The sequence below is a fragment of the Robertkochia marina genome (genome assembly GCF_004799345.1).
Lineage (GTDB): Bacteria > Bacteroidota > Bacteroidia > Flavobacteriales > Flavobacteriaceae > Robertkochia > Robertkochia marina.
In genome coordinates this window covers 261,704-275,772 of the sequence record NZ_SSMC01000001.1, presented here as the reverse complement: position 1 = coordinate 275,772, position 14,069 = coordinate 261,704, and the positions used below count along the sequence as shown (strand labels likewise).

The 14,069-nt window shown below is 44.9% G+C and carries 12 protein-coding genes; 6 read left to right on the top strand and 6 right to left on the bottom strand.

The annotated features are described in order from the left end of the window. The first annotated feature begins 6 nt into the window (after positions 1-6). The 3 genes from E7Z59_RS01135 (at position 7) to E7Z59_RS01125 (ending at position 4,890) form a co-directional block, all read left to right on the top strand. Positions 7-1,698, top strand: a complete 1,692-nt coding sequence (locus tag E7Z59_RS01135) for a SusD/RagB family nutrient-binding outer membrane lipoprotein (RefSeq protein WP_136334457.1) — start codon at positions 7-9, stop codon at positions 1,696-1,698. A gap of 366 nt (positions 1,699-2,064) precedes the next feature. Beyond that, positions 2,065-3,999 carry a glucosamine-6-phosphate deaminase gene (gene nagB, locus E7Z59_RS01130; protein WP_136334456.1) on the top strand — a complete coding sequence of 645 codons (1,935 nt, stop codon included), beginning with the start codon at positions 2,065-2,067 and terminating at the stop codon, positions 3,997-3,999. 9 nt (positions 4,000-4,008) lie between these two features. Next, on the top strand, positions 4,009-4,890 hold the full coding sequence (locus E7Z59_RS01125; RefSeq protein WP_136334455.1) for an N-acetylglucosamine kinase: 882 nt from the start codon (positions 4,009-4,011) through the stop codon (positions 4,888-4,890). On the opposite strand, the gene E7Z59_RS01120 is transcribed toward E7Z59_RS01125, so the two are convergent. Next, positions 4,876-5,346: an ankyrin repeat domain-containing protein gene (locus E7Z59_RS01120; RefSeq protein ID WP_136334454.1), complete on the bottom strand. Its 471-nt coding sequence runs from the start codon at positions 5,344-5,346 to the stop codon at positions 4,876-4,878. The genes E7Z59_RS01125 and E7Z59_RS01120 overlap by 15 nt on opposite strands. A 307-nt stretch (positions 5,347-5,653) precedes the next feature. Between E7Z59_RS01120 and E7Z59_RS01115 the strand changes: the two genes are divergently transcribed. Then, positions 5,654-6,100, top strand: coding sequence for a molybdenum cofactor biosynthesis protein MoaE (locus tag E7Z59_RS01115; protein WP_136334453.1), 447 nt, complete (start codon positions 5,654-5,656; stop codon positions 6,098-6,100). 118 nt (positions 6,101-6,218) lie between these two features. Continuing rightward, positions 6,219-6,584, top strand: coding sequence for a hypothetical protein (locus tag E7Z59_RS01110; RefSeq protein ID WP_136334452.1), 366 nt, complete (start codon positions 6,219-6,221; stop codon positions 6,582-6,584). 97 nt (positions 6,585-6,681) lie between these two features. Here the strand turns inward: E7Z59_RS01110 and E7Z59_RS01105 are convergent, their stop codons facing one another. Continuing rightward, the gene (locus E7Z59_RS01105; RefSeq protein ID WP_136334451.1) at positions 6,682-7,476 is read right to left on the bottom strand and encodes a DUF2797 domain-containing protein; all 795 of its coding nucleotides are present in this window, start codon (positions 7,474-7,476) and stop codon (positions 6,682-6,684) included. Positions 7,477-7,520: 44 nt separating this feature from the next. On the opposite strand from E7Z59_RS01105, the gene E7Z59_RS01100 reads away from it, so the two are divergent. After that, positions 7,521-9,032: a GH3 auxin-responsive promoter family protein gene (locus tag E7Z59_RS01100; protein ID WP_136334450.1), complete on the top strand. Its 1,512-nt coding sequence runs from the start codon at positions 7,521-7,523 to the stop codon at positions 9,030-9,032. A 210-nt stretch (positions 9,033-9,242) separates the two neighbouring features. On the opposite strand, the gene E7Z59_RS01095 is transcribed toward E7Z59_RS01100, so the two are convergent. The 4 genes from E7Z59_RS01095 to tig all read right to left on the bottom strand — a co-directional run bounded on the left by E7Z59_RS01095 (position 9,243) and on the right by tig (position 14,043). After that, positions 9,243-10,544 carry a M20/M25/M40 family metallo-hydrolase gene (locus E7Z59_RS01095; protein ID WP_136334449.1) on the bottom strand — a complete coding sequence of 434 codons (1,302 nt, stop codon included), beginning with the start codon at positions 10,542-10,544 and terminating at the stop codon, positions 9,243-9,245. 102 nt (positions 10,545-10,646) lie between these two features. Continuing rightward, positions 10,647-11,879: an ATP-dependent Clp protease ATP-binding subunit ClpX gene (gene clpX / locus E7Z59_RS01090; protein WP_136334448.1), complete on the bottom strand. Its 1,233-nt coding sequence runs from the start codon at positions 11,877-11,879 to the stop codon at positions 10,647-10,649. 78 nt (positions 11,880-11,957) lie between these two features. Further along, the gene (gene clpP, locus E7Z59_RS01085) at positions 11,958-12,632 is read right to left on the bottom strand and encodes an ATP-dependent Clp endopeptidase proteolytic subunit ClpP (protein ID WP_136334447.1); all 675 of its coding nucleotides are present in this window, start codon (positions 12,630-12,632) and stop codon (positions 11,958-11,960) included. A gap of 88 nt (positions 12,633-12,720) precedes the next feature. Continuing rightward, positions 12,721-14,043 carry a trigger factor gene (gene tig / locus E7Z59_RS01080; RefSeq protein ID WP_136334446.1) on the bottom strand — a complete coding sequence of 441 codons (1,323 nt, stop codon included), beginning with the start codon at positions 14,041-14,043 and terminating at the stop codon, positions 12,721-12,723. Between the last annotated feature and the right edge of the window lie 26 nt (positions 14,044-14,069).

The window sequence follows — 14,069 nt, the reverse complement described above, 5'->3', positions numbered from 1 at the left end:
GCCATTATGAAAAGAATATTATATACAGCAGGAATGATCACTGGGTTGTTACTTTCCTCTTGTACTTCCGACTTTAATGAGATTAACCAGGATCCTAATGGTTTTCTTCCGGAAGAGGTGAGTGCAAAGTATTTCCTTACCGAACCCCTTTTTAAATTGTTTGGTCCCGACCGTTTTCCTTACTGGAGAGCACATCTGATCCATGCCGATCGCTATGCCGGACATTTCACCTTTGGACATCACGGCTCCTGGTGGAGCGACGGACTGAGCTATGCCTACAATGCCGGATATACCGATGCATCATGGGGATGGCTGGAAGGAGCTTTCGGAGGGATCGATAATTTTCTGAAACTCACCAACGAAGGTGGGCAGTTCGAGAATGAATATATGTATGCCATTGGTTTGGTTACCAAATCTCTCTTTTACCAAATGTACACCGATACCTTCGGGATGATCCCTTTTAGTGAGGCGGGGGTAGACGGAATCGTTACCCCGAAGTTTGATTCTCAGGCAGAGATCTATAAAGGGGCAATAGCCGACCTTGATCTGGCCATGCAGATTATTGGTGATACAGAACGAACCGGGGTGGGGATTGATGATGTGGCAGAAAATGATGTGTACTGCCAGGGTGATCTTCAAAAATGGAAAAGACTTGCCAACACCCTGAAGTTGAGAATGGCCCTTCGGGCCAATGGGGCTGCAGGAGATGACTTTTCTGCAAACGCCATTAATCAAGCGCTGGCAGCACCTCTTTTAGATGACGCCAGTGGTAGTGTACTCATGCCAAAAGATACCGAGATCACACAATGGTCAAGTGCTGCCTATGGCGACATCTGGCACAACTTCGGTGGTTTAGGGTCAAAATGGACCATTGGGAAGGTACTTATAGATTACCTGAGAGATAATAATGATCCGCGGCTGGCTGTTTACGCCAAGCCTGCAGCCGGAGGTGATGTAACCTTTACCCGCCCAGCCGAAGGAGAGGCTGCAACCAATTTTGAGGCAAGAGTGAACTATATCATCAGCCTGCTCGACGATGCCGGGGCAGATTATTCGGCTACCGGCGTGGGTACCGATGAGGTTACCATAAGTCTTGCCTCGGGACAGTATATCGGGCAGCCTTCAAGACTGAATGGTCAAACTGCACCTTATGCCAATTACAACTTGTTCAGTACCCCTTCTGATATGGTGATTCAGCCAAAGATGTCAGGAAATATGTATCCTGAAATTGTAATGACATCTGCAGAGGCTTATTTCCTAAGGGCAGAGGCAGCGGTGAAAGGACTGGGCTCTGATGATGCCCAGCTGATGATGGAAAAAGGTATAGTGGAAGCTATGAAGGTATGGGGAATTGGAGAAGGCGACGCCCAAACCTATATCGCCTCTGCACCCCTGGCCGATATTACCGCGGGAACGGTGGAGGAGAAACTGGAAAAAATAGCCGTTCAGAGATGGATCGCGAACTATACGGATGGATTTGAAGCCTGGGCCGTAGTGAGAGATACAGGATATCCTGCCGAACTGGCCCAGGGTGTTTCAGACCTTGTATTGTTTGAGCCGGGTACTCTCAATGGCGCTTATCCGCAACGCATGCGATACGGAACGAATGTACAGACCAGTAATGGTAGTAACTACCAGACAGCTGTGTCTGCACAAGGACCCGATACCCAGGCCACCAAACTTTGGTGGGCAAACTAGAAAATAATTGTTTTTTATTAGTTACTATTAGCTTGTTGAGCTCCAAAAAGGAGGGGAAGATTCCCCTCCTTTTTTTGTTGGTTCATAGGATAGGGTTTGTCGTTTCATACAAGTTTTAGCCCTGTGTTGTTGGGGGTCAGGCAGCCGTTGTTAGTCGAATAAATACCTGTAAGATCATCGGTTTTCCGAACTTGTTAATGGATAGCGGCACTCATACAATCGCAATTATTTGCAGTTTTACGCTGTAAATTATGCAGTATAATGCCATAATATTTTGTATTTTAGTTCTAATAGTTGCAGGAATCTATTCTGGCGATGGATCTTTAAGGCGGCTGTTAGATAACAAAAACATTAAATTATAAAGCCATGATAGCTGAAGAGCAATTAAGAAATTTAACAGATATCAGTTACCAGGAGGCGGGGATCTATGAGAATACCCGTTTCGAGAAAATTCATAATGTGGTCTATGATGATGCCCATTATGCCTCTTCAGTGGTGGCTGCCGAAATAGCTCAACTCATACGCGAGAGGGAGCAGGAAGGGCGACCATGTGTTCTTGGTTTGGCCACCGGATCTTCCCCGATACGGGTGTATGAGGAGTTGGTGCGATTGCATCGGGAAGAAGGCCTGAGCTTCAAAAATGTGGTTACCTTCAATCTTGATGAATACTATCCGATGTCAAACCAAAATGTACAGAGTTACCATTATTTCATGCAGGAATACCTTTTTAAGCATATTGATATTCCTGAAGAGAATATCAATATCCCCAAGGGTGACCTGGAACCGGAAGAGGTGCTGGAGTTTTGTGTGTCTTATGAGAAGAAGATCAAATCATATGGCGGTTTGGATTTTCAGTTATTGGGAATTGGAAGAACAGGGCATATCGGATTCAACGAGCCGGGGTCTCATTTTAATTCACGTACGAGATTGATAACCCTCGATCACCTGACACGTTCTGATGCGGCTCCTGCCTTCCTGGGTATTGAAAACGTGCCCAAAAAGGCCATAACCATGGGTATACGCACGGTGCTTGATGCCCGTCGCGTGGTACTTCTGGCCTGGGGGCAGAATAAGGCAGAGATCGTGCAAAAAGCCGTTGAAGGGGAGATAACCTCCCAGGTGCCTTCCACCTATTTACAGGAACACGATAATACTACTTTTATTCTCGATAAAGGTGCTGCTTCAGAGTTAACGCGAATTAAGACTCCATGGTTAGTGGGGCCTTGCGAATGGACAACTGAGCTCACGAGAAAAGCAGTGGTGTGGTTATGCGATAAAGCCCAGAAGTCTATTCTCAGGCTCACCGATAAGGATTATAATGATAACGGGATGGAAGGCCTGCTTACCAAAGAAGGTTCTTCATACAACCTGAACATTAAAATGTTCAATGTGTTACAACATACTATTACGGGGTGGCCCGGAGGGAAGCCCCATGCCGACGATTCCAATAGGCCTGAGCGTTCAGAGCCTGCGAAGAAGAGGGTGATCATCTTTAGTCCGCATCCCGATGACGACGTTATTTCCATGGGGGGCACCTTTGATCGTCTTATAGAGCAGGGGCATGAGGTGCATGTGGCCTACCAGACTTCCGGGAATATAGCTGTATCTAATCACGAGGCCATCAAGTTTGCCGAGGTAGCCGGGCAATTGAGTCCGAAGGAAACCATTTACAAGCAGATCCTGGAAAGTATCAGGGCTAACAATGAAAGGGGTATTGATGCTCCGGAGGTTAGAGCCTTGAAAGGTTTGATCCGTCAAAAGGAATCACTTGGTGCCACCAGGTACCTCGGGTTGCCTGATGAGCAGGTTCACTTCCTTAAACTTCCGTTCTACGAAACCGGAGCTATCAAGAAGAATCCTCTTGGCCGGGAAGATATAAATATTATGTGCAGCATTATTGAGGCGGTTAAGCCTCATCAGATCTACGCTGCAGGTGATCTGGCAGATCCGCATGGCACTCATAAGGTGTGTCTTGACGCCTTGTTCGGGGCTGTTGATGTGCTTAAGGAAAAAGAGTTTATGAAAGATTGCTGGGTATGGCTGTACCGGGGGGCATGGCACGAGTGGGATATGCACGAGATCGAAATGGCGGTGCCTATGAGTCCGGACCAGGTGTTAAAAAAACGAAATGCGATCTTCTTTCACCAGTCTCAAAAAGACGGGGTGATGTTCCAGGGCGACGATTCCAGGGAATTCTGGGTACGTGCCGAAGAACGCAACAAGGAAACCGCTGCCAAATACCATAAACTCGGACTGGCCGATTATGCCGCTATAGAGGCGTTTAAGAGATACTATTTTTAATCGAATACTATGATAGTTATTGCCGACGGTGGCTCTACAAAATGCGATTGGATACTTTTTGATGCCAATGGTTCAACCCGGTTTAAGGTGCGAACCAAAGGGTTGAATCCGAGTATGCTGAAACGCAAAGAGATCGAGGAGCGGCTATACGAATCTCAGGACCTTGCCGATTTCCGTCGCATGGTCACCGGAGTGTATTTTTACGGGGCCGGTTGTGGGACTCCAAAGTATGCGGCTTTGTTGGAAAAAGGGCTGGCGGCCTTTTTTGAGAATGCCATGCCTGTCAGGGTAAGAGAAGATCTGGCCGGCGCCGTGTACAGTTGTACTGCAGAACCTGCGGTGGTAGCCATTCTTGGTACAGGATCTAACTGTTGTTATTTTAATGGAACCGATATCGAAGTTCGTATGCCGTCTCTGGGGTATACACTGATGGATGATGCCAGCGGAAATCACCTGGGTAAGTTATTGCTCAGGGCGTTTTACTTTAAGCAGATGCCGGCAGACCTCGAAGGTCTGTTCAGGGCCGAATTCAAGTTAAAGCCCGCGAAGGTCAAAAAACATCTTTACAAGAAAACATATCCCAATGCCTACCTCGCTTCCTTTGCTCCCTTCGCCCTGGGGCATCAGGAGCATCCGTTCATGCAAGGCCTGTTGAGGTCGGCTTTTACATCTTTTATTGAAACCCATCTGGGCTTTTATACGGAGGAGTGCCGGGAAGTTCCGGTGCATTTCGTGGGATCAGTAGCCTACCACGCCCGAAAGTTGATCTCGGCGATGTTGGAGGAAAAGGGAATGATTCCCGGAAAATTCATTCGCAGGCCTATAGACGGCCTTCTGGAATACCACCGGGATCATCATGAACCATTTTCAGGAGATTCACCCCTGAAGTAAAGGGATCACTGATGCGTGATTCTGCTCTTTGGCATGGTCAAGGGCGGTCTGGCCGGCACTGTCGGTAACGGTCTTGTCTGCCCCGTACTCGAGGAGTAATTTAACGATATCGGCCTTGCCAAAGGTGGCGGCGAAAATTAAGGCCGTTGATTTGTTGCCGTTGGTAATGTTCGGATCGGCCCCGGCCTCCAGAAGCATTTGAGCAATATTGGTGAAACCCTTAAATGCCACCCCCATCAATGCCGTATTGCCCGAAGGGTCCTTGGCATCGATCTCCGGTTTGAATTCCAGTAACAAACGGGTCATTTCCATTAACCCGAAATAGGTGGAAAGCAACAACGGACTCGATCCTCGTTGGTCTGTAGCGTTGATCATTTCCGGGTTTTCGGTGAGGATGGTCTTTACCTTGTTCAGGTGATTCTCACGTATAGCAGTAAATAGTGTTGTGGTATCCATGTTGTAAATATAAGAAATACGATGCTCCCGCTTCGCGTGATCAATTATAGATTATAAATGATGAATTATAAATTTTTTTGTTTCGTCTACACGACGACCTATCTGGAGGACAGGCATGTTGATTCGTCATGGCTTCGACCTTCCCGCCTTCCGGCCCCTTCACTAAAAAGGTCCACAGGACCTTTTCTAAACGTTCGGTCCTCCGTCTACCCGCCTACCTATCTGCATAACCGCATAACGGTATAACTGCGCAACCTTGTAACTCCCCTCCATATTCCTTATTTTGCATAGTATAAAATCGCTTTAAATGGGAAAGAAATTAGACAGTGTATTTTTTGAAGGGGCTATTCCGGCTGAATTTTTAGCAGAGGTGATCGGGACATATCGGGTTAAGTCAGGTACCGGGGGGCATACTGTTTTTATGGGACAGGTCAGGGCCGATGAGGTCGAAGGGAAAACGGTAAGCGCTATCGAGTTCAGTACCTATGCTTCCATGGCTCATGAAAAACTTAAGGAAATTCGCAAAGAGGCCTTTGAAAAGTACCCGTTACATGATTTGCATGTTTTTCACAGTACCGGTAGAGTGGAAGTCGGAGAGATCTGTTTTGTGGTTTTTGTCTCTGCAGAAAGACGAAAGTTCATCTATAAAGCCACCGAAGAGATCGTTGAGCGTATTAAATCGGAAGTGCCAATTTTCGGTAAAGAGATCTTTGAAGATGAATCCCACCAGTGGAAGGTGAATACCGATGGGTAAGATTCTGCGATGCAGCATCTTAATTATAGATGGTAAATTATAAATTGTTTATTACCATAACCTCCTAACCGTATCATCCACCGAAGCTTTAGCGTAGGTGGGCATACCTTCTCTCCGAATGAAAAAAATACTCCTACTTATCCTGCTCTTATCATTTAGTTCCTGCCTGTTGATTCAGGATGGTATCCGCATACAGGTTGAGAATAATTCAGATGATGTAATTACTGAAGTTAAATTTTTCACTTCAGATTCAGCAAGGTCGACCGGTAAACTGCAATTAGGGCCTGGAGATTATTTTATGGATTTTCACGACATGAGTCATGATCAGTCAGACGGTAATTACAAGCTACAATTTAAACGAATTGATGGTGAGGTTATAAATATACCTCATGGTTATTATACCAATGGAGGCGCTTTAGAAAGTCGTCTGATTTTCGATATCAAAAATGATACTGTTATCGTTGAGAGTAAGGAATATTTTTAATGATTAAACCGATTTACTTATGCTTTTAATGGATTTTTCATCCATCATTCATAATCCATCATTCATAATCCATAATCCATAATCCACTATCACCGCGTTACCCCATAACTTCTATAGAAACCACATACCCCTCATTACTTCTCACGTTAAACACGGTCTGGTCTTCAAAGATCAGGTACTGTCCTTTAATACCTTTTAAAATGCCTTCGTATTCAGGAGTTTTATCGAGATTGAGGCTCTTTGGTTTTTGAGGGTACTGCAAGACGGGGAATTCTATATTGGTTTCCTTATTGCTGGCTATAAAATAATCTTTAGCCTCCTCGGGAATGTACTGTTTGAGGTCGTCCCGGTATTTTACCAGGTCTTCATCATCCACATCATTTTTCAGCATCTTCCTCCAATTGGTCTTATCGGCAATATGCTCTTTCAGGGCTACTTCTGTGATCCCGGCCAGGTAACGGTTAGGTACCTCAACGATCTCTATGGCCTCATGAGCCCCCTGGTCGATCCAACGGGTAGGCACCTGGGTTTTCCTGGTTACCCCCACTTTTATATTACTGGAATTGGCCAGGTATACTATATGGGGTTGTAGTTGCACCCGCTTTTCGTATTCCAGGTCCCGGTCTTCTTCACCGGTATGCGCCTTTGAAAGCTCGGGCTTCATGATCCATTCTGCGGCCTGGGGTACTTCAAAAAAACAGCTCTGACAGAAACCTTGTCGGTAAATGGGTTTGTTGAGTCCGCAATTCAGACATTGGTGTTTGACGAAGCGAATCTTCACTGTTTTGTCCAGTAATTGATTGAGATTCAGAAAATCATTTTCAAAGACCAGGTAATAGTTGACCGGACTGGTGAATTCGGTTTCCATTTTAGTGAGAACGCCTTCGTACATGTGTAAAGTTTTTTGCTATTTTTATCCAAATATAATTCAAAAAAATGCCAATCCCCTTATTTCATTCTGTGGCCTCCTGGCTTTTAAAAAAGCGATTTCATCAGATCGAACTTTTCTTAAAATACCCGGCGGAAGTGCAGACAGAAGTATTGCATCAGCTGCTTTCGGTGTCTTATGACACAGAGGTGGGAAAAACCTTTGGTTACAGTTCTGTGAAGGGCTATGAAGACTTTGCAAGAAGGGTTCCTGTAAGTCGGTACGAAGATTTGGAGCCTATGATAGAAAGGGCAAGAAAAGGGGAGTCTAATATTTTCTGGCCAACTCCGATCAAGTGGTTTGCCAAAAGCAGTGGTACGACCAATGCGAAGAGCAAGTTCATTCCTGTAAGCAATGAGTCTTTAGAAGATTGTCATTTTAAGGCGGGCAAAGATATGCTGTCGCTCTATTTTAACAACAATGAGAATTCCAAGCTTTTTAACGGGAAGAGTCTTCGGTTGGGAGGAAGCAAGGAAATTCACCAGGATCGTAATACCTTCTTCGGAGATCTTTCGGCCATTATTATAGACAACCTGCCTTTTTGGGCTGAGATGAGCAGCACTCCCAGTAATAAGGTCTCGCTAATGACCGAGTGGGAGACGAAGCTGGAAGCTATCGTTGCCGAGACCATACAGGAAGATGTGACCAGTTTTGCCGGGGTACCCTCTTGGATGCTCGTACTCTTGAACCGGGTATTGGAGCGAACCGGGAAAGAAAACCTTTTTGAGGTTTGGGAAAACCTGGAGGTTTATTTTCACGGAGGGGTTAGCTTTAATCCGTACCGGGAGCAATACGAAAAGATCCTCCCCAGGGAGAATTTTCAGTATTATGAGATCTATAATGCCTCGGAAGGATTTTTCGCCATCCAGGATCGGAATGATTCAGATGAGCTTCTGTTGATGCTTGATTATGGTATTTTTTATGAGTTTATCCCGATGGATACCTATGGAACCCCTGATGAAAAGATAATACCGCTGTGGGAGGTTGAAAAAGGAAAGAACTATGCCTTGGTTATTACTACCAATGCCGGGTTATGGCGTTACCTGATCGGTGATACCGTCCGCTTTACCTCAGTAGCTCCCTACCGCATTAAAGTAACCGGCCGTACCAAGCATCATATCAATGTTTTTGGTGAAGAGCTGATCATAGAGAATGCTGAAGAAGCATTAAAACGTACCTGCAAGGAAACAGGAGCAGAGATCATAGATTATACTGTTGCCCCTGTATTTATGGTAGGTAAAGAAAAAGGAGCCCACGAATGGTTGATCGAATTTCGTAAACACCCGGAAAACACGGGTGATTTCCTGGATCTCCTGGACGATCACCTGCAATCGCTGAATTCTGATTATGAGGCCAAACGCTACAACAATATGACGCTTAACAGGCCATTGCTCAATGTGGCCCGGGAGAACTTGTTTTACGACTGGCTAAAAAAGCACGATAAGCTCGGGGGCCAGCATAAGGTGCCTAGATTATCAAACTCCAGAAAATATCTTGAGGAACTTCTTAAGATGAACTAGGGTATGTTTGCCACTTCTGAAGGATTAAAAACGATATAGGTTCTTAAAAATGTTCCGCGAAGTCTGTGACTTCGTGGAAATACTTTTCTGCTCTCCTTCCACGGATCAAATTGAATTGACAGGTCTATAGACCTGACTTACAGGGTAGATAATCTTAGGTTTACATGATACTCCGAAGTCACAGACTTTGGAGAGCTTTAGCTTGAATACTTAATTTACGTCACTGTTGATCAATCGATAAATAAGCAATGCCGTTCTTTTGGTAAGGGCTTCAAAAGTATTCAGATCTACCGTTTCTTCTATGGTGTGCGCTCCCCTTCCCATGGTGCCCAGGCCGTCCAGGCCGTCAACATAAGAAGCAATAAACGAAATGTCTGCTGCACCTCTTCTGCCCGGGTCGTAGGCTATAACCTCGCCCTGATCCAGATCCCGGCTTACCTGATCCAGAACTTTTAATAAAGCCATATTTCCTTCAGTAGGAGGCATGGCCGGGTAACTGTCGGTAAATGATATCTCTGCTGAGGTTTGAGGGAGGTTTTCGTTTACAATACGCTGCATAACAGCCCTGGCACTATCTTTCTGAGATTCGGTAATAAACCGGAGACCGCCGCTTACCATCGCAGTTTGCGAAACAACATTGCTTTTTCCGAAGGCGGTGCCTTTGGTGGGGTCATCTGATTCGATCTTGGTGCCTCCGAGGATCACTCCGGGATTAAACGTCAGGTATTTTACATCGTGTAATTCTTCATAAAAACTGTTCAGGATCCTGGAGGTTTCAAAGATGGCTCCGGCACCGGTTCTGTCGCTGAAGATTCCTGAAGAGTGAGCACGTTTACCTGACACCTTTAGCTGCCATCCTGAAGAACCTCTTCGGGCTACCGTGGCATATTCAAACCCACTGGACGTTTCAAAGCCCAGAGCTATGTCGCTTTTTTTAGCTGCCTCAATAAGATCTTTCCTGCTGATGGAAAGTGGTTTTCCGGTGCTTTCTTCGTCTCCGGTCAACGCCACAATGATCTGGGTGTTCTCAAGGGCTCCATGCTCATAGAGTGCTTTTAAGGCGTAAATGATAATGGCATTTCCCCCTTTCATGTCATTAGCACCCGGCCCGGCCGCTGTAGAGTCGTTGAGTACTGTGAATTCCTGGAACGGACTATCTTCTTCAAACACCGTATCTAAATGTCCTATGAGTAAAAGCTTTTTTCCCTTAGTGCCTTGCCGTTCGGCAAACAAGTGACCGGCACGTTTCATTTCTTCCGGCATGGCGATCCATCTTGTATTGAATCCAAGGGCGTCGAGTTCTTCCTGGTACAGCCCAGATACTTCTTTTACACCTTCGATGTTCAGGGTGCCGCTATTGGTGTTTACAGTATGCTTTAAAAATTCTACCGCCTCAGCATGGTTGGCAGTTACCGAGTTTACAATAGCTTGCTCGATAGCGGTTAGGGTCTGCGCAAAGACAGTACATGTTGAGAATAGTAGCGCGATTGTAGGTAAAAGTCGTTGAAACATCGGAAAAATATTTCTTTAAAAATAGTCATTCCGTAGTTTCTAAAACAAAAAAATCCGAACCCTTTTGAAGGGTTCGGATCTATAACTTGAAAAACAGTGGTATTAAGAAACTGCTTTTAACTTGCTTATCTGAGATTTTGTGAGCTTCTCCTGAGCATAGGATTTGTCCACTAAAAATTCGCTTTCGTCACCGCTCGGCAGTTCAAACATTGCATCGGTAAGAATGGTTTCACAAAGCGATCGTAATCCTCGTGCTCCGAGATTGTATTCAATGGCTTTCTCTACGATGAAATCCAATGCTTCATCCTTGATCTCGAACTTGATATTGTCCATTTCAAACAGTTTCTCATACTGTTTGATGATGGCATTTTTTGGTTCTGTAAGGATAGAGCGCAAGGTCTTCGCGTCCAGCGGATCCATATGGGTTAATACCGGAAGTCGTCCGATGATCTCCGGAATAAGGCCGAAATCCTTCAGGTCTTTAGGGATGATGTACTGAAGCAGATTTTCTTTATCCAGTAATTCTTCCTCTTTGGCAGTGTTGTATCCAACGGCCTGCATATTTAAACGCTTCGAAATATTTCTTTCGATCCCGTCGAATGCACCTCCGGCAACAAAAAGAATATTTTCAGTATTGACCTCAATGAATTTCTGATCGGGGTGTTTACGACCTCCTTTAGGCGGCACATTTACAGTAGTACCCTCCAGGAGTTTCAACAGGGCCTGTTGAACGCCCTCGCCGGAAACATCTCTGGTAATGGAAGGGTTGTCGCTTTTACGGGCGATCTTGTCGATCTCGTCTATAAATACAATACCGCGCTCTGCTTTTTCCAGGTTGTAATCTGCGGCCTGTAACAGGCGCGTCAGGATGCTTTCCACATCTTCACCTACATATCCGGCCTCGGTAAGCACGGTTGCGTCTACAATGGCTAAAGGCACATTGAGCATCTTGGCGATGGTCTTTGCCATAAGGGTTTTACCGGTACCGGTTTGCCCCACCATGATAATATTACTCTTTTGAATTTCGATATCTTCCTTAGAGGCGGGCTGGAGTAATCTTTTGTAGTGATTATAAACGGCAACAGACATAACTTTTTTAGTCGCGTCCTGACCGATTATAAATTGATCAAGAAACTCCTTGATCTCTCTGGGTTTCTTAAGTACCAGTTCTGCCGAAAGTTCGTTTGACTTCGACTGACTGGTTTCTTCAAGTACGATCCCGTGAGCCTGCTCTATACAACGGTCACAAATATGAGCGTCCAATCCCGCAATAAGCAGGTTGGTCTCAGGTTTTTTACGACCGCAAAAAGAACATTCCAGGTTTTCTTTTGTCATCTTAAAATCGCTTTCCAAAACTGACCCGTTTCACGGATCAATTTTTATTTACACATCATTTTGTGTTGCAGGGCGATGTTACTCACGCTCCAACACTTCATCTATCATTCCGTAATCTTTGGCCTCTCTGGCTCCCATCCAGTAATCGCGATCACTGTCTTCATTGACTTTTTCTACACTTTGTCCGGAGTGTTTCGCAATGATCTGGTAGAGTTCATCTTTTATTTTCAGGATCTCTCTTGCTGTGATCTCTATGTCACTGGCCTGACCCTGTGCGCCACCAAGGGGTTGATGTATCATGACCCTTGAATGGGGTAGTGCTGAACGTTTTCCTTTTTCTCCTGCACAAAGAAGTACAGCCCCCATAGATGCGGCCATTCCTGTACAGATGGTAGCTACGTCCGGTCTGATGTATTGCATGGTATCATAGATACCGAGGCCTGCGTATACACTTCCTCCCGGAGAGTTAATATAGATCTGAATATCTTTTGAAGCATCGGTGCTCTCCAGGAACAATAACTGGGCCTGAACAATATTTGCCACCTGGTCATTGATGCCGGTACCTAAAAAGATAATGCGGTCCATCATCAACCTTGAAAATACATCCATAGCAACAGCGTTCATCTGGCGCTCTTCAATAATATTCGGGGTGAGCCCAACCGGGGTCATGGAACTAACGATACTATCGTAATACGTACTGCTGATTCCCTGATCTTTGGTTGCAAATGCTCTGAATTCTCTTTCTATGTTCATAGGGTTTTGATTGACTAAAGGTTTGTATAAAAAAGGCGTTAAACCTTACGCTCTAACGCCTTAAATATACTTATTTATTTTTTACAGATTACCCATAAACTTCTTTAACAAAGTCATCATAAGTAATCTCTTTAGTCTTCAGATTTGCTTTCTCTTTATAGAGTTTTGTAAGCTTCTGGCTCATGAGCTGTTCAGACAATCTCCTAACCTCGTCCTGATTGGTAAGAACTCTTCCGGCAATGTCTTCCAAAACGTTTTCATCCGGATCGGTCTGACCAAACTGAGCCATCTGTGCTCTAACGAATTCCTTAGCGTAGTCTTTCAGGTCTTCGTATTTGGTTTCGATATTGTTATCCTTGATCAGTTTTCCTTCGATCAACTGATAACGCAGACCTTGTTCAGACTTTTCGTATTCTTCTTTTGCCTGCTCATCGCTTAATTCCTGTTCGCCGGTAGTCTGGATCCATTTCTGAAGGAATTCTGCAGGTAGGTCGAACTTGGTGTTTTCTACCAGGTACTCAGTGATGTCATTCAGCAATTTCTGATCTGATTGCTGCTGAAATTGTTTCTCAGCATCTTCCTTGATCTTGGCTCGCATTTCCTCTTCAGACTTCACTACCTCAGGTCCGAATAGTTTATCGAACAATTCCTGATTCAGTTCGGCAGCTTCTCTCTTATTGATCTCTTCAATGCTGAAAGTAAGGGCGATATCCAGGTCGTGTACCTCGTCATGACTCACCTGAAGTGCCTGCATAAGCTGGTGATCATCTTCAAAAAGGTTCTTTGATTTCAACTCAAGAACGTCTCCTGCCTTAGCCCCGGTGAATTTTTTAGCATTGGTTTTACCTTTGATCTTGTCAAGGGTAAAGGTGTATCTGTTTTCGATCTCCTTCTCTTCGTTTTTGAAGGTACCGGTGATCTCACTATCGTCATTTACTTCCTCCTGAGAGATAAGTTTCCCGTATTGCTTTGCGATGCGGTCAACCTGATCATCGATCATTTTGTCATCAGCAATGATGTTGTAGTGGGTGATCGGCTTTTTGGTGTTCAGGTCTACTTCAAAATCAGGTGCCAATCCGAGCTCAAATTCAAAATTGAACTCTTCAGCATCCCAATCAAGGTTGTCCTGAGCCTTAGGAAGCGGGTTCCCAAGAACATCCAGCTTTTCTTCCGTAAGGTATTTGTTAAGGGAGTCTTGAAGAAGCTTGTTAACTTCGTCAACCAATACGGCTTTTCCGTATTGCTTCTTTACCAATCCCATAGGTACATGCCCTTTTCTGAATCCGGGTATGTTCGCATTTTTGCGGTAATCGGTAAGGATCTTATCTACTCGGTCACTGTAATCTTCTTTAGTGATTGCAACTTTTACAATTGCGTTCAGCTCATCAATTTGCTCTCTTGTAATATTCATTCGTACTAAAATATATTATAAACCCC

Coding starts and splice junctions, on each gene's coding strand:
- E7Z59_RS01135 (WP_136334457.1), top strand. CDS start 7: ATGAAAAGAATATTATATACAGCAGGAATGATCACTGGGTTGTTACTT.
- nagB (WP_136334456.1), top strand. CDS start 2,065: ATGATAGCTGAAGAGCAATTAAGAAATTTAACAGATATCAGTTACCAG.
- E7Z59_RS01125 (WP_136334455.1), top strand. CDS start 4,009: ATGATAGTTATTGCCGACGGTGGCTCTACAAAATGCGATTGGATACTT.
- E7Z59_RS01120 (WP_136334454.1), bottom strand. CDS start 5,346: ATGGATACCACAACACTATTTACTGCTATACGTGAGAATCACCTGAAC.
- E7Z59_RS01115 (WP_136334453.1), top strand. CDS start 5,654: ATGGGAAAGAAATTAGACAGTGTATTTTTTGAAGGGGCTATTCCGGCT.
- E7Z59_RS01110 (WP_136334452.1), top strand. CDS start 6,219: ATGAAAAAAATACTCCTACTTATCCTGCTCTTATCATTTAGTTCCTGC.
- E7Z59_RS01105 (WP_136334451.1), bottom strand. CDS start 7,476: ATGTACGAAGGCGTTCTCACTAAAATGGAAACCGAATTCACCAGTCCG.
- E7Z59_RS01100 (WP_136334450.1), top strand. CDS start 7,521: ATGCCAATCCCCTTATTTCATTCTGTGGCCTCCTGGCTTTTAAAAAAG.
- E7Z59_RS01095 (WP_136334449.1), bottom strand. CDS start 10,544: ATGTTTCAACGACTTTTACCTACAATCGCGCTACTATTCTCAACATGT.
- clpX (WP_136334448.1), bottom strand. CDS start 11,879: ATGACAAAAGAAAACCTGGAATGTTCTTTTTGCGGTCGTAAAAAACCT.
- clpP (WP_136334447.1), bottom strand. CDS start 12,632: ATGAACATAGAAAGAGAATTCAGAGCATTTGCAACCAAAGATCAGGGA.
- tig (WP_136334446.1), bottom strand. CDS start 14,043: ATGAATATTACAAGAGAGCAAATTGATGAGCTGAACGCAATTGTAAAA.